A 17,435-nucleotide genomic window follows, 5' to 3' on the forward strand; every position below is an offset into this window, starting at 1 on the left:
GCAGCGACCGGTCCCGCGTTTCGAGGAGTCCGCCCCATGGAGAACCGGGGTCTGCAGGAGATCGGGTCCGACCCGTCCCTCCTCATCGTCGACGACGACGAGCCGTTCCTGCGCCGCCTGGCGCGGGCGATGGAGAAGCGCGGCTTCACCGTCGAGGCCGTGCTGTCGGTGAGCGAGGGGATGGCGCGGGCCGGCGCGAACCCGCCCGCCTACGCGGTGGTCGACCTGCGGCTGGAGGACGGCAACGGCTTGGACGTCGTGGAGCGCCTTCGCGAGCGGCGGCCCGACGCCAAGATCGTCGTCCTGACGGGCTACGGGGCCATCGCCACCGCCGTGGCCGCCGTGAAGATCGGGGCGACCGACTACCTCTCGAAGCCGGCCGACGCCGACGACGTCACGGCCGCGCTGCTGTCGAACGGGGATGAGCTGCCGCCGCCGCCGGAGAACCCCATGAGCGCCGACCGCGTCCGCTGGGAGCACATCCAGCGCGTGTTCGAGCAGTGCGACCGGAACGTCTCCGAGACGGCGCGGCGCCTGTCGATGCACCGGCGCACCCTGCAGCGCATCCTCGCCAAGCGCTCCCCCCGTTGAGGGCGGCCCTCGCCGCCCTCGTGCTCGCCGGCTGCGTCGCCTCCTCGTCCGGATCGGGCCCCTCCTCCGTGGCGGGGCTGGCCCTCGTGCCGGCGCCGGACGGGCTGGACGTGTCGGGGTCGGGCGGTCGCCAGATCGGGTTCGGGCGGGATCGCGACGGCGCGCTCGCGACGGCCGCGCGCATCGCGGGCGAGGCGCCGCGGGCGGTCGCCTGCGGGCCGCGCGAGGGGCAGGCGCTGGGCGACCTCGTGCTGGTGTTCGAGCGGGGGACGTTCGTCGGCTGGCAGCGGGGCGGTGCCACTGCGGGCCGGGCCTGCGCCTAGGCGGCGTCCGCGCGCACGGCGCGCTTGAGCCATCTCTCGAACGGCGGCAGGCCCGGCGGCGCAGCGCCGGGGCGGTGCGCGAGGTAGTAGCCCACGCCGGGCAGGTCCAGCTCCGCCACCACGTGGAGGCGTCCCGCCTCCAGCGCGTCGGACACGAGCAGCCGGGTCTGCAGCGCGAGGCCGAGTCCCCCGCGCGCCGCCGACAGCACGAGCCCGTTGGTGGCGACGGACCGGACCTTCAGGTCGGCTTCCGGCACGCCCAGGTGGGCGGCGAGATACGCCTCCTCCGCCCGGTGGATGTCCATCAGCCACCACTCCCGCCGCAGCGCCTCGACCGAGGCGCCGCGCAGGCGCCGGGCGGCGCGCGCATCGCCCACCACGACGAGGTCGCCCGTCAGCAGCGGCTCGGCCTCCACCCCCGCCCAGCCGGTGCCGTCGCCGTAGCGTATCGCGAGGTCGTAGCCGTCGCGGCGCAGGTCGGTGACGTTGCCCGTGGGCGCGATCGAGACGCTGATCTCCGGGTGCGCCTCCCAAAACGAGCCGATCCGCGGCATCAGCCAGTTCTCCGCGAAGGAGGGGGTCGTGGTGACGGCCAAGGGCCGGTCGCGGTTGCGGTCGATCAGGTCCCGGCACGCGGCGCCGAGCGCCCCGAAGCCCTCCGTGAGACCCTGCGCCAGCACAGCTCCGTCCCGGCTGACGGCCATGCCCTGCCCGGAGCGGTGCATCAGGTGGGTCGAGAAGAAGTCCTCGAGGCTGCGGACGTGGGCGGCGATGGCGGCGTGGGTGACGTTCAGCTCCCGCGCCGCCGCCGACAGGCTGCCCAGCCGGGCCGCCGCCTCGAAGGCGCGGAGGGCCGAAAGGGAGGGGATGTCGCGCCAGTCCATCGGATGGGCATATGTCGGATGTCAGGTGAGGTTACAACTTGCGAATGGTTCGGATTGGTGCGGCGCGCCCGCCGTCCCTAGGTGCGGTCCATCCCCGAGCGGCCCGCGCCGCGTCCTCCAGCAAGGAGCACCCTCCCATGCTCGCTTCCATCGCCGACTTCCTCCTCGGCGCGGGCCTCGCCCGCCGCCCGGCCTCCGCACCCTTCCCGCGCCGCTCCCCCTCGCAGTTCCGCGAGACCGGCGACCTGCGCGGCTGGCACTCGCGGGTCGGGACCTACTGATCCGCCTCAGAGGTCGTAGCGCTTCGAGAGCGTGTCGCCCCGGCCGTCGCGGCCGGGGGTGATGGCGTAGGTCTCGAAGCCGCGCGACCGGTAGTAGGCCCGTCCGCCCCCGTTCCGCGCGAGGATCGTGGCGTTGATCCACGCGGCGCCCGCCCCGCGCGCGGCGGCCACGGTCGCCGCGAAGAGGGCCGATCCCACCCCGACCCCCTGCACGGCGGGGGAGACGAAGGTGGAGATGTCGAGCGCCCCCTCCGGCAGGTCCGGATGCGGCTCGACCCACTGGAAGCCCACGACCTCCCCGTCCCGCTCGGCGACGGACCAGAGGCTGCCGGGCGTGTCCATCCAAGCGCGCAGGTCGGCGCCGGAGGGCGGATCCTCCAGCGCGGTCGTGCCGCCGATCCCGATGATCTCGCGCAGGAGCAGCGCCATCGCGCCGGCGTCCCACGGCGCGGCGGGGCGGGTGTGGAGGGGCGAGTCGGGCATGGCGCGAGGGGTCGCCCGGACCGGGCGGACGGTCAAGCTGAGGTGACATCGAAGGACGGCGCCGGCGGCCCGCCTGCGGACGCGGCCCGGGCGGGATCGGCGGCGGGGTCCGGCGCGCACGACCCCGCATTCTCGCAAATCCGCCGTCGACCGGGGGGGGCGTCCGGGAAGGAATGGCGGGGTGCGGGCCGACGTGGCATAGGCGCCGCGCCGTCCGCCCCGGGCGGCCCATGGGAGCTGCCGATCGTGTCCCCTGATCCGGCCCGCGTCGCCGAACCCCGGACGGAGTCCCCCGTCCCGACCCTCGCCAGCGCGCTGGCGCAGGCCCCGTTCGCCGCCCTGCTGTTCCGTCCCGACGCGGATCTCACCCTGATCTGGCGGAACGCGGCCCATGCCCGGATGTCGGGCTCCATCGGGAGGGAGGTCGAGGGGCGCGGCATGTTCGAGGCCTTCCCGCCGGGCGTGGACGAGGGGGGCGCGGCGGCGATGCAGGCGATCCGCGACGCGGTCGCGACGATCCGCGAGACCCGCGGGACCGTGGAGATCGGCCCGTATCGCTACGACCTGCTCGGACCGGACGGCACCTACGCGGAGCACCACTGGCAGATGCAGATGTCCCCCGTCGTCGAGGCGGGCGCGCTGGTCGCGGTCCTGCAGGTGGCCCGCGACGTGACCGAGGCGGTGCTGGACCGGCGCATGGCGGCGACCCTGCGCCGGGCGGCGGCGACCGCGGCGGGGGTGAGCCAGTTCGCCTACGACCCGGAGACGGACCGGTTCGAGCGGACGGCGGCGGTGGACGAGATGTTCGGCTTCGCGCCGGGCGAGGCGGGACCGATGGCGGGGCCCTTCTTCGCGCGGGTCCATCCCGACGACCTCGCGGGGGTGCAGGCCGAGGTGGCGCGCGTCTTCGCGGCCCCCCGCGGCGAGGTCGCCGCCTTCGACTACCGGGTGCCGCAGGCGGACGGGACGGAGCGGTATCTCCGCATCCGCGCGGAGATCGCGGTCGACCCCGACGACCGGCGCGAGAAGCTCGTGGGGACGTTCATCGACCTGACCGACATCGAGGCGGACCGACGGCAGCTGCAGCGCGAGCTAGAGCTGCGGCGGGCGCTGGTCAGGGAGGCGAACCACCGCATCAAGAACTCGCTGGCCATCGCGCTCGCGATGCTGCGTCTGGAGCGGCGTGGCCTCGCGCGTGCGGCGGGCGGGGACGCGGACGCGGTCCTCGCGGCCCTCGAGGCGCGGCTGACGGCGATCTCGTCGGCGCACGGCCTGATGCAGCTCGACGGGGACCGGACGGACGTGTCGCTGCACGCCTTGGTCGAGGGGCTCGCGGTGCAGACGCGGGCGAGCGCGGGGCTGGCGGAGGGGCAGCTGCGGCTGGCCCACGAGGGGGCGGACCGGAGGCTCGACAGCGACCGGGCGGTGAGCCTCGGGATCGTGCTCAACGAGTTGCTGACCAACGCGCTGAAGTACGGGATGGACGCGGGCGGGGACGCGGACATCGCGGTGACGGTCCGGCCCGCCGCCGGGGGGACGGAGATCGTCGTCGCGAACCGGATCGAGGCCGAGCGCCCGTTGGAGGCGTTCGCCTCGACGCAGGTGGGGTCGGCGCTGGTCCGGCAGGTGGCGGGGACGCTCGGTGCCACGCCCGAGGCCGAGACCCGCGACGGGCGCTACGTGGTCCGGCTGGTGCTGCCTGCCTAGCCGCGGGCGTCGCAAGCGGCGAGCAGCGCCGCGTGGCGATCGAGATACGCGGCCCGGGCCTCGGCCGGAGGGCGCAGCGTGAGCGACAGGCCCTCGATGGCCGCGGGGTCGGGCGAACCGAAGAAGCGGTTCGCCTCGTGGATCTCGAAGCCCGCGATGTGGACCGCCTCGAGCCACGCGGAGATCCGGTCGGCCTTCTTGATGCGCCTCTTCAAGGGGGGCGAGGTGCGGGCGGGGAGGCCGAAGCGGATGTGGATCGCCTCCTGCAGCCGGTCGTCGAGCTTGCCGTAGCCGGGGCCGACGGCGGCCTTCACCGGCGAGATCATGTCCCCGATCACGTATTCGGGCGCGTCGTGGAGCAGCGCGGCCAGCCGCTCGGGCGCGGTCGCCGGGCCGAGGCGGCACAGGATGTCGTCCACGAGCAGGGAGTGTTCGGCCACGGAGTAGGGCCAGTCGCCGCGGGTCTGGCCGTTCCAGCGCGCGACGAAGGCGAGGCCGTGGGCGATGTCCTCGATCTCGATGTCGAGCGGCGTCGGGTCGAGCAGGTCGAGGCGGCGCCCGGAGAGCATCCGCTGCCATGCGCGCGGCGCGCGCTTGGGGGATCTGGACGAAGCGCTCATGCGGCCGTGATCGGGTGCGGCATCCGGATGTGCAACCAAATCCCGCCGGTCGTGTTGGGGGCCCATGCCGGGAGGAACGTGAACCCGGTGCCCCGTCCGGCCCCCGCCGGTCGGCGCACCCAGTGACGGAGTGTGTCCGATGTCCAGAGCCCCCCTCGCCGCCCTCGCCTTGGGCCTCTCCATGGTCGCCGGCGCGGCCCAAGCCCAGCAATGCGCCCCCCGCGACATCGTGACCGAGCGCCTGAACCTCAGCTACGGCGAGAGCTTCGGCGGCGGCGGCCTGCAGGGCGAGGACGCGGTCTACGAGGTGTGGATCTCCGAGGAGGAGGGGACGTGGACCATCCTCATGACCCGCGCGGACGGCATGTCCTGCATCATGGCCGCCGGGACGGACTGGCGGAAGGCGCTCGCCTCCGAGAAGGTCTCGGGCCAGCCCGCCTGAGGGCGCGGTGGCCCGCGCCATTGAGGCGCGCGCGGCCCGCTGGTAGGCGCCGCTCGACCCAGACCGGAGCCGCCCAATGACCGACCACGTCGTCAAGGACCTCTCCCTCGCCGCCTACGGGCGCAAGGAGATCGAGATCGCCGAGACCGAGATGCCGGGCCTCATGGCCTCGCGCGAGGAGTTCGGCGCCAGCCGGCCGCTCAAGGGCGCGCGGATCGTGGGTTCGCTTCACATGACGATCCAGACGGCGGTGCTGATCGAGACGCTGACCGCGCTGGGCGCGGACGTGCGTTGGGCCTCGTGCAACATCTTCTCGACCCAGGACCACGCCGCCGCGGCCATCGCGGAGGCGGGCGTGCCGGTCTTCGCCGTGAAGGGCCAGACGCTGGAGGAGCACTGGGACTACCTCGACCGCTCGTTCCAGTTCGCGGACGGGCCGAACCTGATCCTCGACGACGGCGGCGACGCGACGCTCTACGTGCTGCTGGGCGCGCGGGCGGAGGCGGGGGAGGACGTGATCCCCGTCCCGCAGTCCGAGGAGGAGGAGGTCATCAAGGCGCAGATCAAGCGCCGGATGGAGGCCTCGCCCGGCTGGTTCACGAAGGTCCGGGACCAGATCGTGGGCGTGTCGGAGGAGACGACGACGGGCGTCCACCGCCTCTACGACCTGCACCGGAAGGACCTGCTGCCCTTCCCGGCGATCAACGTGAACGACAGCGTCACGAAGTCGAAGTTCGACAACAAGTACGGGTGCAAGGAGTCCCTCGTGGACGGCATCCGGCGGGCGACGGACACGATGATGGCCGGCAAGGTCGCGGTCGTGTGCGGCTACGGCGACGTCGGCAAGGGCTCGGCCGCCTCGCTGGCGGGCGCGGGGGCGCGGGTGAAGGTGACGGAGGCCGATCCGATCTGCGCGCTGCAGGCGGCGATGGACGGCTTCGAGGTCGTGCTGCTGGAGGAGAGCCTCGACGCGGACATCTTCATCACGACGACGGGCAACAAGGACGTCATCCGCATCGAGCACATGCGCGGGATGAAGGACATGGCGATCGTGGGCAACATCGGCCATTTCGACAACGAGATCCAAGTGGCGAACCTGCGCAACCACAAGTGGACGAACGTGAAGGAGCAGGTGGACATGATCGAGATGCCCTCGGGCAACCGGATCATCCTGCTGTCGGAGGGGCGCCTGCTGAACCTCGGGAACGCGACGGGGCACCCGTCCTTCGTGATGTCGGCTTCGTTCACGAACCAAGTGCTCGCGCAGATCGAGCTGTGGACGAAGGGCGACGACTACGGGCCCGGCGTCTACATCCTGCCCAAGCATCTCGACGAGAAGGTCGCGGCGCTGCACCTCGCCAAGGTGGGCGCGAAGCTGACCAAGCTGGACAAGGCGCAGGCCGACTACATCGGGGTGCCGCAGGACGGGCCGTTCAAGCCGGAGCACTACCGCTACTGAGCGGCCCCCGGGGGTCGTGGACGGGGCGCGCCTTCGACGAGGCGCGCCCCGTCGCGTCAGGAGCGGCGGAGGGCAACGGGGGCAGTGCCGCCGCGTCGAGGAGCCATGCGGCGACGTTCGCCTTCACCCCCATCTCCCGGCGACCACCGCGGGTAGCCCCGATGGGCACATGTTGTGCGGGTTGCGCGGCGCGGGACGACGGTCTCCCGGAGGTTGATGGGCAGAACGCACGTCCGAACCACTGGTTCCAAACGAGATTCCGGCGGCTTTCGGTGGAACCAAGGGGGGAGGGGAGGCCGTTCCGATGGCACTGCAAACAACCCGACCGGGAGAGACCGCATGAAGATGCATACCCTTCTCGCCGGCGTCGCGGCGGCCGCCCTGGCCACCTCGAGCGCCTTCGCCCAGACCCTTCTCGTCGATGCCGACGGCAACCCCGCCATGGACGAGAGCGGCATGCAGCTGATGGCCAACGACGACGGCTTCATCGTCGACGCGGACAACGAGCCGCTCCTCGACGATTCCGGCGAGATGATCCTTGCCGAGACGCGCGGCTTCATGCTCGAGACCGAGATGGAGACCGAGTCCATGGTCGTCGAGGGCGGCACGTCCACGGCGAACGCGATGGGCGGCCAGATCGTCGTCGAGCAGCCCGACGCCGAAGTGACCGTCGACGTGGCCGAGCCGGTCGTGTCCGTGGATCAGGCGCGTCCCGAGGTGCTCGTCGAGCAGGCGCAGCCCGAGATCGTCGTGACCGTGGCCGAGCCCACCGTGAACGTCGAGCAGCAGGCGCCGATCATCACCATCGAGCAGGCCCAGCCGCAGGTCGTCGTCCGCATCCCCGAGCCGGTCGTGACCGTCCGCATGCCGGAGCCGACCGTGAACGTCGCCACGTCGCAGCCCGAGGTCGCGGTCGTGCAGCCCGAGCCGATCGTGCGCTTCGTGCGGCCCGAGCCGAACATCATCGTCGAGGAGGCCGAGCCCCGCGTGAACGTCACGCAGGCCGAGGCGCAGGTTCAGGTGAACCGGGCGCAGGCCGCCGAGGTGACGGTCGAGCAGGCCGACGCCGAGGTGATGATCGAGGAAGGCGGCGAGGGCAACGTCCAGATGGCTGCGACGCCCGCGCCGGTGGTCAACATCGAGCAGGCCGACGACGCCGCCATCGAGGTCGAGCAGGCGGATGCCGAGATCGTCGTCGAGGAGTCGGAGCCTGAGGTCGCCGTGGTGGCTCAAGCCGACGTCGAGGCCGTCGAGGTCGAGACCGACGAGGCCCTCGTGGCCGGTGGCCTCTACGCCGCCTTCGCCGACAACCGCGTCTCCGACCTCGTCGGAATGGACGTGCTGGGCGAGACCGGCTCGGAAGTGGGTGAGGTCGACCGCCTGATCCGCACCGCCGGCGGCGAGCTGGCGGCCATCGTGGGCGTCGGCGGCTTCCTCGGCCTCGGCGAGCACGACGTGGCGATCCCGCTGGACCGCTTCACGCGCGGCGCCGACGACAACCTCATCATCAACACGATGACCGAGGAAGAGCTCGAGGCGATGCCCGAGTGGGACGAGACCGGCGAGGTGATGCCGCTCGGCATGGCCATCGGCGACGCCTACTGATCGCTCGAACCCTTCGGACCCGACCGGGTCCGATCCGGAAGGCCCCGCCCCCGTGCGGGGCCTTTCCCTTTTCCGGACGGCATGCATCGTGGCCCCATGCGCCGCCTGCTGCCCGTCCTCGCGATCCTCGCCCTCCTCGGCGGGGCGGCGTGGTGGGCGCTGGTCGATCCGCGCTCGCCCCTGCCGGCCGCGTGGAACCCCTTCGCGGGGTACGATCCTCGGGATCCACCGGGGCCGTTCACCGCGATGCGGCTGTCGCGGGCGGCCGCGGAGCCGGTCGCCTGCGCCGCCGCGCTGGACCTCGTGGCGACGTTCGATCCGCTGCCGCCGCTGGACGGCGAAGGGGCGTGCGACGTCCCGCACCGGGTGGGCCTGCGCTCCGTCGGCGAGGCGGCGATCCGGTTGGAGACCTCCTGCGCCGCGGCGCTGCGTCTGGCCGTCTGGGCGCGCCACGCCGCCCAGCCCGCCGCCGCCGCCATCGCGGGCGCGCCGATCTCGGCGATCCGCCACCAAGGGTCCTACGCCTGCCGCGCGGTCCGGGGCGGCACGCGGCCCTCGACCCATTCCACCGCCGAGGCCATCGACATCCGCGCCGTCGTGGTGGCCGGGCGCGAGGTGCCGCTGCTGGGGGCGTGGGACGATCCCGGCCCCGACGGTCGGCTGTGGCGGGCGCTGCATGCGGGGGCGTGCGAGTGGTTCGTGACCGTGCTCGGCCCCGACTTCGACGCGAACCACGCGGACCATCTGCATGCGCAGAGCCGCGGCTGGGGCCTTTGCCGCTAACTTTTCCTTTATTTCACGGGGGAGGGGGGGCAGGGTCGCGCCGTGAATCAACGGGGGAGCGACCCATGAGCAAGCTCGACGAGAAGGTCGGCAAGTACATCCAAGTGGTGAAGGAGAAGGGCGTCGACCTGGACCCCGATCTGCTGCGGAAGGTGACGCGCGCCTGCGGGCCGTCGATCTACAACCGCGACGCCGAGACCATCGCCGCCTCCGATCCCTCCGAGATGGCGCGGATCAAGAACAACTTGCTCATCAAGAAGTTCGGCCTCTCCGACAGCCAGGACCTCGACGCCGGGATCGACGCCGTGATCGAGAAGTACGGCCGCTCCGACAGCCGCAAGTACCGGGCCGTGATCTACTACATGCTGGCCAAGCACTTCGGGAAGGAAGGGGTCTACGGCTCCTGAGCCGGACCTCTTCGACGGTGGATCGGGGCGCCCGCGGGCGCCCTTTTTCGTGCGCCGCGCGGGTTGCAGGGATGCAACACCCTTCCCATCTGGTCCTGCGAGGCCCCATCGGGACCGTGCCCATCCGGGGCGGTCGCCTGCCGGGGCGCTTTGATACAGGAGAGATGCGATGGACTTGGAGAAGTTCACCGAGCGCGCCCGTGGCTTCGTGCAGGCGGCGCAGACGATCGCGGCCCGCGAGGGCAACCAGTCCTTGACCCCCGAGCACCTGCTCAAGGCGATCATGGACGACGAGCAGGGCATGGCCGCCAACCTGATCGACCGCGCGGGCGGGTCGAGCGCGCGGGTGCGTGCCGCCGTGGACGCGGCCGTGGCCAAGCTGCCGAAGGTGTCGGGCGATTCCGGGCAGGTCTATCTGGACCGCGCCACGGCGACCGTGCTGGACGAGGCCCAGAAGGTGGCCAAGAAGGCGGGCGACAGCTTCGTGCCGGTGGAGCGGGTGCTGCAGGCGCTCGCCATGACCAAGTCGAAGGCGAAGGACGCGCTTGAGGCGGGGGCGGTGAACGCGCAGACGCTGAACGCGGCGATCAACGACATCCGCAAGGGGCGGACCGCTGACTCCGCGTCCGCCGAGGACACGTTCGAGGCGCTGGAGAAGTACGCGCAGGACCTCACGCAGCGCGCGCGGGACGGCAAGATCGACCCGATCATCGGGCGCGACGAGGAGATCCGGCGCGCGATGCAGGTGCTGAGCCGCCGGACCAAGAACAACCCCGTCCTGATCGGCGAGCCGGGCACCGGCAAGACCGCGATCGCCGAGGGCCTCGCCCTGCGGATCGTGGACGGCGACGTGCCCGAGAGCTTGCGCGACAAGAAGCTGATGGCGCTCGACATGGGCGCGCTGATCGCGGGCGCGAAGTATCGCGGCGAGTTCGAGGAGCGGCTGAAGGCCGTGCTGTCCGAGGTGTCGGCGGCGGCGGGCGAGATCATCCTGTTCATCGACGAGATGCACACGCTGGTCGGCGCGGGCAAGACGGACGGCGCGATGGACGCGGCCAACCTCATCAAGCCGGCGCTGGCGCGCGGCGAGCTGCACTGCGTGGGGGCCACGACGCTCGACGAGTATCGCAAGTACGTCGAGAAGGACGCGGCCTTGGCCCGGCGGTTCCAGCCGCTGCTGGTGGAGGAGCCGACGGTGGAGGACACCGTGTCGATCCTGCGCGGCATCAAGGAGAAGTACGAGCTGCACCACGGGGTGCGGATCTCCGACAGCGCCTTGGTCGCGGCCGCCAACCTGTCGAACCGCTACATCACGGACCGCTTCCTGCCGGACAAGGCGATCGACCTGATGGACGAGGCCGCCTCGCGCCTGCGGATGGAGGTGGACTCCAAGCCCGAGGAGCTGGACGCGCTGGACCGCGACGTGCTGCAGAAGCAGATCGAGGTCGAGGCGCTGCGGCTGGAGGACGACCAAGCGTCGAAGGACCGGCTCGAGACCTTGGAGAAGGAGCTCGCGGACCTGCAGCAGCGCTCGGCCGAGATGACCGCGCGCTGGCAGGCGGAGCGCGACAAGCTGGACGCGTCGCGGGGCCTCAAGGAGCAGCTGGACCACGCGCGGATCGAGCTGGACCAAGCCAAACGCGACGGCGACTTCGCCAAGGCCGGCGAGCTGCAGTACGGGCGCATCCCCGAGCTGGAGCGGCAGCTGGGCGAGGCGGAGACCGACGACCTGATGGTCGAGGAGGCCGTGCGCCCCGAGCAGATCGCCGCCGTGGTCGAGCGCTGGACCGGCGTGCCGATGTCCAAGATGCTGGAGGGCGAGCGCGAGAAGCTGCTCCGCATGGAGGAGGAGCTGGGGCGCCGCGTGATCGGGCAGCGGCAGGCCGTCACGGCGGTGTCGAACGCGGTGCGCCGGGCGCGCGCGGGGCTGCAGGACGAGAACCGGCCCTTGGGGTCGTTCCTGTTCCTCGGGCCGACCGGCGTGGGCAAGACCGAGCTGGTCAAGGCGCTGGCGGAGTACCTGTTCGACGACGACGGCGCGATGGTCCGCATCGACATGTCGGAGTTCATGGAGAAGCACGCGGTGGCCCGCCTGATCGGCGCGCCTCCGGGCTACGTGGGCTACGACGAGGGCGGCGTCCTGACGGAGGCCGTGCGGCGGCGCCCGTATCAGGTGGTGCTGTTCGACGAGGTCGAGAAGGCGCACCCGGACGTGTTCAACGTGCTGCTGCAGGTGCTGGACGACGGAGTGCTGACCGACGGGCAGGGCCGAACCGTGGACTTCAAGCAGACGCTGATCATCCTGACGTCGAACCTCGGCGCGCAGGCGCTGTCGCAGTTGCCGGACGGGGCGGACGCGAGCCAAGCCAAGCGCGACGTGATGGACGCGGTGCGGGCGCATTTCCGGCCCGAGTTCCTGAACCGGCTGGACGAGACGATCATCTTCGACCGGCTCCAACGCGAGGACATGGGCGGCATCGTCGACATCCAGGTCGCACGTTTGGTGCGGCGCCTGGCGGGTCGCAAGATCGACCTGCAACTGGACGATGCGGCGCGGGCGTGGCTGGCCGAGGAGGGCTACGACCCGGTGTTCGGGGCGCGCCCGCTCAAGCGGGTGATCCAGCGGTCGCTGCAGAACAGCCTCGCGGAGATGATCCTCGCGGGCGAGGTTCGCGACGGCGACGTGGTGCCCGTGACCGCCGGGCCGGACGGCCTGATCATCGGGGACCGGATCGCATCCAGCGACCGGCGACCGCCGGAGGACGCGGTGGTGCACTGAGGGGAGGGGCGGCTTCGGCCGCCCCTCTTCGCGTCGGGGCGGCGCTTTTCCGCCCGCTGACATTTCCGTGAGTTGAACGGTCGAGGCCGCTTGGCTTGGGTAGCGGCGGGCCGCGTTCAAGAGGGGCGTGGAAACTTTTCACACGGAACTGCGGCCTAGCTCATGCGTCTCATCGTCGTCGGCTGCGCGCCGACCCTGCAACAGGAGAGACACATGCTTCGCAACACCATGATCGCCTTGGCCGCCACGACCGCGCTGGCCGCGCCCGCCTTCTCCCAAGACCAGAACATCGTCGAGACCGCGCAGGCGGCCGGCGGGTTCGAGACGCTGCTCGCCGCCGCCACGGCGGCCGGGCTGGCCGAGACCCTGTCGACCGGCGAGTACACCGTCTTCGCCCCGACCGACGAGGCGTTCGCCGCCCTGCCCGAGGGCACCGTCGAGAACCTCCTGCTGGAGGAGAACCGCCAGCAGCTGACCGACATCCTGCTCTACCACGTCGTGCCGGGCACGGTGATGTCGACCGACCTGACCGACGACATGGAGGCCGCGACCGCGCTCGAGGGCCGCTCGGTCCTGATCGACCTCGACGACGGGGTGCGCGTCGGACCCGCCACGGTGGTCCAAGCGGACATCGAAGCGTCCAACGGCGTGATCCACGTCATCGACACGGTGCTGCTGCCCGAGTGAGGCCGACGGCATCGCTGCATGACGGAAGGGCGGGCCCGCGGGCCCGCCCTTCTCGTTCGTGGCGGGGTCGGGTCGATCGTCCCCGCCCGATCCCTCGCCGCCCCCGGATCGGAGCGGCGCGGGTCGCCTAGGCGGACGGGAACGCGGGCGGCACGGACGGGTTTGCCGAGCATGACCTGCACCTGCCACGCCCCGCTCTCCCGCCGCGCCGTCCTGACCGGCGCGCTCGCCTCCCCGGTCGTCCTCGCGGGCTGCGACGGCCTTCCCCTGCTCGTCTCCGAAGCGGAGGCCGCGCAGATGGGCGAGCGGGCATGGGCGGACATCAGGCGCCAGACCCCGCTGAGCGGCGACCCGGGCGACCGCGATCTCGTCGGGCGGATCGCGACGCGGCTGCTGAGCGCCGCCGGGCGCGACCCGCGCGGATGGGAGATCGCGGTCTTCCGGGGCGGGCAGGTGAACGCCTTCGCCCTGCCGGGCAACAAGATCGGCGTCTACGAGGGGATGATCCGGCTGGCCGGGTCCGAGGGCGAGCTGGCCGCGGTGATCGGGCACGAGATCGGCCACATCGACGCGGACCATTCCCGCGAGCGGATGAGCGCAACCAAGGCGGGCAACGGGGTCATGCACCTGATCCGCTGGCTGCTCGACTGGGGCGAGGTGCAGTATGCCGAGGAGATCGTGGGCGCCTTGGGCGTGGGCGTGGAGTTCGGCGTGCTGCGGCCCTACGGGCGCGGGCAGGAGGAGGAGGCCGACGTCATGGGCGTGCGCCACATGGCGGCGGCGGGCTACGACCCGCGCGACGCCATAAGTCTCTGGAATCGCATGGATGCTGCGGTGCAGAATCGCGGGCCGGAGTTCCTGTCGACCCATCCCGCGCCCCGCTCGCGCATCGAGGCGCTGGAGGCGGCGATCGCCGCCGTGTGAACGGGGCGCGGCCGAAGGGGGTTGCTTGGCGCGGCGCTCGGCACGAGGGTCGGGTCGTCGGAAAGGAAACGCGGAATGATCGACTGGGGTGTCTGGGCGCTGGAGGTGCTGGCGCTGAGCTTCGTGCTCGTGATCGGGCTGGCCGCGCTGGTAGCGGCCGTGCTGTTCGTGATCGACCGGACGCAGACGGCGGACGCGATCCGGCGCAACTACCCGGTGATCGGGCGCTTCCGGCACCTGTTCAGCGAGCTGGGCGAGTTCTTCCGCCAGTACTTCTTCGCGATGGACCGCGAGGAGCTGCCGTTCAACCGCGCCCAGCGGGAGTGGGTTGCGCGGGCCGGGGCGGGGAAGGGCAACACGGTGGCCTTCGGCTCGACCCGCTCGATCGCGGCGGCCGGAACCCCGCTCTTCGTGAACGCGGCCTTCCCGCCGCTAGACGCGATGGCGGCCAAGACGGTGCCCTTGGTGATCGGGCCGACCGCGCGGGCGCCGTTCGAGGCGCCGTCGATCTTCAACATATCGGGGATGAGCTACGGCGCGATCTCCAAGCCCGCCGTGCGGGCGCTGTCGAAGGGCGCGGCGGACGCGGGCATCTGGCTCAACACCGGGGAGGGGGGGCTGTCGGAGTTCCACCTCGAAGGCGGCTGCGACCTCGTCTACCAGATCGGGACCGCGAAGTTCGGGGTCCGCGACGTGGAGGGCAACCTTTCGGAGGAAAAGCTGCGCGAGGTCGCGGCGATCCCCCAGGTCCGCATGTTCGAGCTGAAGCTGGCGCAGGGGGCCAAGCCGGGGAAGGGCGGCATCCTGCCCGCCGCCAAGATCACGCCGGAGATCGCGAAGATCCGGGGGCTGCGGCCGGGCGAGGACGGGATCAGCCCGAACCGCCATTCCGAGGCGTCGAACGTGGACGAACTGCTGAACATGGTGAAGCGGCTGCGCGAGGTGTCGGGCAAGCCGGTGGGCATCAAGACCGTCGCGGGCGCGCGCGAGCCGTTCGAGGAGCTGTTCGACCGGATCGCCGCGCGGATGGAGGCGGGCGACGACTGCGCCCCGGACTTCGTGACGCTGGACGGGGGCGAGGGCGGCACCGGGGCGGCGCCGATGCCGCTGATCGACCTCGTGGGGATGTCGATCCGCGAGGCGCTGCCGATGGTGGCGACCGCGCGCGACGACGCGGGCCTGAAGGACCGGGTGCGCCTGATCGCGAGCGGGAAGCTGGTGAACCCCAGCGACGTGGCGTGGGCCTTGGCGGCGGGCGCGGACTTCGTCGCGAACGCGCGGGGGTTCATGTTCGCGCTGGGCTGCATCCAGGCGCTGAAGTGCAACAAGAACACCTGCCCCACGGGGATCACCAGCCACGACCCGCGCTTCCAGAAGGGCCTCGTGGTGGAGGACAAGTGGAGGAAGGTCGCCAACTACGCGCGCGGGATCGTCAAGGAGGTGGAGGTCATCGCGCATTCGGTCGGCGTGGCCGAGCCGCGCGAGATGCGGCGGCGCCACGTCCGGATCGTGCAGGCGGACGGGACGAGCGTGCCGATGAACGTCCTCTTCCCGCGTGACGGTCGCGTGACCGAGAAGGCGTCGATGGCGGCGGAATGAAACCTCTCCCCCTCGCGGGGGATTACGTTCCCGTGACCCTAGGCGAAACCTGCACGGCAGTTCGGTAGGGGGCAGGGAGACGAGCCGAGAGGACCGACCATGTTCAAGCCCGACCTGACGCGCGCCGAGGTGACGCCCGAATGGATGTGGAACCGGCGCAAGGTGCTGGGCGCGATGGCGGCCTCGGGGACGGGGCTCTTCGCGACGCCCGCGCTGTCGTGGCAGGAGGTGGCGGAGGGGCTGGAGCCGAACACGTTCGAGCAGATCACCTCCTACAACAACTTCTACGAGTTCGGGACCGGCAAGGACGAGCCGCTGGAGAACGCGCAGGACATGGTGACCTCGCCGTGGACGCTGGTCGTGGACGGGCTGGTCGACAATCCGGGCGAGTACGAGCTGTCGGACCTGATCGGCGACATCCCCACGGAGGAGCGCATCTACCGCTTCCGCTGCGTGGAGGCGTGGTCGATGGTGATCCCGTGGAACGGGTTCGAGCTGAACAAGCTGCTCGCCAAGGTCGGGGTGCAGGACGGCGCGCGCTACGTGAAGTTCGAGACCGCCGTGATCCCCGAGGTGATGGAGGCGGTGCAGTACCCCATCCTCGACTGGCCCTATACCGAGGGGCTGCGGATGGACGAGGCGATGCACCCGCTGACGATGATGGCGACGGGCCTCTACGGGAAGGCGCTGCCCAACCAAAACGGGGCGCCGATGCGCTTGGTGGTGCCGTGGAAGTACGGCTTCAAGTCGATCAAGACGATCCGGCGCATCTCGCTCGTGGAGGAGGAGCCGCTGAACACGTGGCAGGATCTCGCGCCGCAGGAATACGGCTTCTTCGCCAACGTGAACCCCGAGGTGGACCACCCGCGGTGGAGCCAAGCCTCCGAGCGGCTGATCGGCGGCGGGCTGTTCGCGCGCCGGCAGGACACGCTGATGTTCAACGGCTACGCCGACCAGGTGGCGTCGCTCTACGAGGGCATGGACCTGACGGTGAACTACTGAGGTGGTCGCCGCCGTCGCGCAGAGATGGGGGCCTGCGATCTCCGGCTGGGCGCGCAAGGTGCCCACGTGGGTCGTCTACCTCGCCGGGACCGCATGGGCGGCTTGGATCTTCGTGTCGGCGCTGATCACCCCGGACATGACGGTGCAGGCGGACCCGGCCAAGTACCTCGAGCACCGCTACGGGATCGTCTCGCTGCAGCTGCTCCTCGCGGGGCTATGCGTGACGCCGCTCCTGCGGTTCGCCCGGATCAACCTCATCAAGTTCCGCCGGGCGCTCGGCCTGCTGGCGTTCCTGTTCCTCGCGCTGCACTTCCTCGTGTGGCTGGTGCTCGACATGGCGCTGCGCTGGAGCGAGATCGGCGCGGACCTCGTGAAGCGGCCCTACATCGTCGTCGGCTTCGTCGCCTTCCTCCTCCTGATCCCCCTCGCGGTCACCTCGTGGAACCGCGCGATGAAGGCGATGTCGTCGGTGGCGTGGCAGCGGCTGCACCGCCTCGTCTACGTGGCCGTCGTCCTCGGCGCGGTCCACTTCGTGATGCAGGAGAAGGTGTGGACCACCGAGAGCCTGATCTACCTCGCCCTCGCCGTCGGTCTGGTCGGGCTTCGCGCGACGTGGATCCGCCGCTGGTGAGGCTTCGGCCCCCCGCACAATCCAGAGGCCACCTCCTCCCCCCCGATTCACACCCGAGGGTTGAGAAACGGGGTCCCAGAAGCCCCTCCGCGAAGAAAAATCAGGCTCCAAACCCTTGTTTTCGTTGACTTTCGCGGAAAGTTCCGAAAAAAATCGCGGTCACCTGCAAAAACCGCTTGCGGGCCCCCGACCCCATCCGTAAATACCCCCTCACCGGCGGCGCTGAGG

Annotated in this window: 18 protein-coding genes; 15 read left to right on the forward strand and 3 right to left on the reverse strand. The window is 71.3% G+C overall.

What is annotated here, in order from left to right:
* Positions 1 to 36: 36 nt before the first annotated feature.
* A complete protein-coding gene (locus tag JQC91_RS05890) occupies positions 37 to 591 on the forward strand; it encodes an ActR/PrrA/RegA family redox response regulator transcription factor (RefSeq protein ID WP_203285887.1) in 555 nt (184 codons plus the stop codon).
* The gene (locus JQC91_RS05895; protein WP_203285888.1) at positions 588 to 914 is read left to right on the forward strand and encodes a hypothetical protein; all 327 of its coding nucleotides are present in this window, start codon (positions 588 to 590) and stop codon (positions 912 to 914) included. Before JQC91_RS05890 ends, JQC91_RS05895 begins: the two co-directional genes overlap by 4 nt.
* On the opposite strand, the gene JQC91_RS05900 is transcribed toward JQC91_RS05895, so the two are convergent.
* Positions 911 to 1,798: a LysR family transcriptional regulator gene (locus JQC91_RS05900; protein WP_203285889.1), complete on the reverse strand. Its 888-nt coding sequence runs from the start codon at positions 1,796 to 1,798 to the stop codon at positions 911 to 913. The two genes, JQC91_RS05895 and JQC91_RS05900, sit on opposite strands and share 4 nt — an antisense overlap.
* Before the next feature lie 137 nt (positions 1,799 to 1,935).
* Here JQC91_RS05900 and JQC91_RS05905 point away from each other — a divergent pair, with 137 nt between their 5' ends.
* Positions 1,936 to 2,079, forward strand: a complete 144-nt coding sequence (locus JQC91_RS05905; RefSeq protein WP_203285890.1) for a hypothetical protein — start codon at positions 1,936 to 1,938, stop codon at positions 2,077 to 2,079.
* Between the two features lie 6 nt (positions 2,080 to 2,085).
* On the opposite strand, the gene JQC91_RS05910 is transcribed toward JQC91_RS05905, so the two are convergent.
* Positions 2,086 to 2,562: a GNAT family N-acetyltransferase gene (locus JQC91_RS05910; RefSeq protein ID WP_203285891.1), complete on the reverse strand. Its 477-nt coding sequence runs from the start codon at positions 2,560 to 2,562 to the stop codon at positions 2,086 to 2,088.
* A 246-nt stretch (positions 2,563 to 2,808) separates the two neighbouring features.
* On the opposite strand from JQC91_RS05910, the gene JQC91_RS05915 reads away from it, so the two are divergent.
* A complete protein-coding gene (locus JQC91_RS05915; RefSeq protein ID WP_203285892.1) occupies positions 2,809 to 4,269 on the forward strand; it encodes a PAS domain-containing protein in 1,461 nt (486 codons plus the stop codon).
* On the opposite strand, the gene JQC91_RS05920 is transcribed toward JQC91_RS05915, so the two are convergent.
* On the reverse strand, positions 4,266 to 4,889 hold the full coding sequence (locus JQC91_RS05920; RefSeq protein ID WP_203285893.1) for an HD family hydrolase: 624 nt from the start codon (positions 4,887 to 4,889) through the stop codon (positions 4,266 to 4,268). The genes JQC91_RS05915 and JQC91_RS05920 overlap by 4 nt on opposite strands.
* 139 nt (positions 4,890 to 5,028) lie before the next feature.
* Between JQC91_RS05920 and JQC91_RS05925 the strand changes: the two genes are divergently transcribed.
* The 11 genes from JQC91_RS05925 to JQC91_RS05975 all read left to right on the forward strand — a co-directional run bounded on the left by JQC91_RS05925 (position 5,029) and on the right by JQC91_RS05975 (position 17,207).
* Entirely contained in the window at positions 5,029 to 5,331 is a 303-nt protein-coding gene (locus tag JQC91_RS05925) for a hypothetical protein (RefSeq protein ID WP_203285894.1), read from the forward strand.
* Between the two features lie 76 nt (positions 5,332 to 5,407).
* Positions 5,408 to 6,790 carry an adenosylhomocysteinase gene (ahcY, locus tag JQC91_RS05930; protein ID WP_203285895.1) on the forward strand — a complete coding sequence of 461 codons (1,383 nt, stop codon included), beginning with the start codon at positions 5,408 to 5,410 and terminating at the stop codon, positions 6,788 to 6,790.
* A 339-nt stretch (positions 6,791 to 7,129) separates the two neighbouring features.
* Positions 7,130 to 8,395 carry a PRC-barrel domain-containing protein gene (locus JQC91_RS05935; protein WP_203285896.1) on the forward strand — a complete coding sequence of 422 codons (1,266 nt, stop codon included), beginning with the start codon at positions 7,130 to 7,132 and terminating at the stop codon, positions 8,393 to 8,395.
* A 96-nt stretch (positions 8,396 to 8,491) separates the two neighbouring features.
* Positions 8,492 to 9,178, forward strand: coding sequence for an extensin family protein (locus JQC91_RS05940; RefSeq protein WP_203285897.1), 687 nt, complete (start codon positions 8,492 to 8,494; stop codon positions 9,176 to 9,178).
* Between the two features lie 65 nt (positions 9,179 to 9,243).
* Complete coding sequence (locus JQC91_RS05945) at positions 9,244 to 9,585, forward strand: DUF2853 family protein (protein ID WP_203285898.1); 342 nt, start codon at positions 9,244 to 9,246, stop codon at positions 9,583 to 9,585.
* A 169-nt stretch (positions 9,586 to 9,754) separates the two neighbouring features.
* On the forward strand, positions 9,755 to 12,364 hold the full coding sequence (gene clpB / locus JQC91_RS05950) for an ATP-dependent chaperone ClpB (protein ID WP_203285899.1): 2,610 nt from the start codon (positions 9,755 to 9,757) through the stop codon (positions 12,362 to 12,364).
* Between the two features lie 213 nt (positions 12,365 to 12,577).
* Positions 12,578 to 13,051: a fasciclin domain-containing protein gene (locus JQC91_RS05955; RefSeq protein WP_203285900.1), complete on the forward strand. Its 474-nt coding sequence runs from the start codon at positions 12,578 to 12,580 to the stop codon at positions 13,049 to 13,051.
* Between the two features lie 171 nt (positions 13,052 to 13,222).
* A complete protein-coding gene (locus JQC91_RS05960; RefSeq protein ID WP_203285901.1) occupies positions 13,223 to 13,975 on the forward strand; it encodes a M48 family metallopeptidase in 753 nt (250 codons plus the stop codon).
* A gap of 75 nt (positions 13,976 to 14,050) precedes the next feature.
* Entirely contained in the window at positions 14,051 to 15,574 is a 1,524-nt protein-coding gene (locus tag JQC91_RS05965; RefSeq protein ID WP_203285902.1) for an FMN-binding glutamate synthase family protein, read from the forward strand.
* Positions 15,575 to 15,673: 99 nt separating this feature from the next.
* Positions 15,674 to 16,576 carry a protein-methionine-sulfoxide reductase catalytic subunit MsrP gene (msrP, locus tag JQC91_RS05970; protein ID WP_203285903.1) on the forward strand — a complete coding sequence of 301 codons (903 nt, stop codon included), beginning with the start codon at positions 15,674 to 15,676 and terminating at the stop codon, positions 16,574 to 16,576.
* Position 16,577: 1 nt separating this feature from the next.
* On the forward strand, positions 16,578 to 17,207 hold the full coding sequence (locus JQC91_RS05975; protein WP_203285904.1) for a protein-methionine-sulfoxide reductase heme-binding subunit MsrQ: 630 nt from the start codon (positions 16,578 to 16,580) through the stop codon (positions 17,205 to 17,207).
* Positions 17,208 to 17,435 lie beyond the last annotated feature (228 nt).

It is taken from the genome of Jannaschia sp. Os4 (assembly GCF_016820245.1).
In the GTDB taxonomy this organism is placed as follows: Bacteria; Pseudomonadota; Alphaproteobacteria; order Rhodobacterales; family Rhodobacteraceae; genus Jannaschia.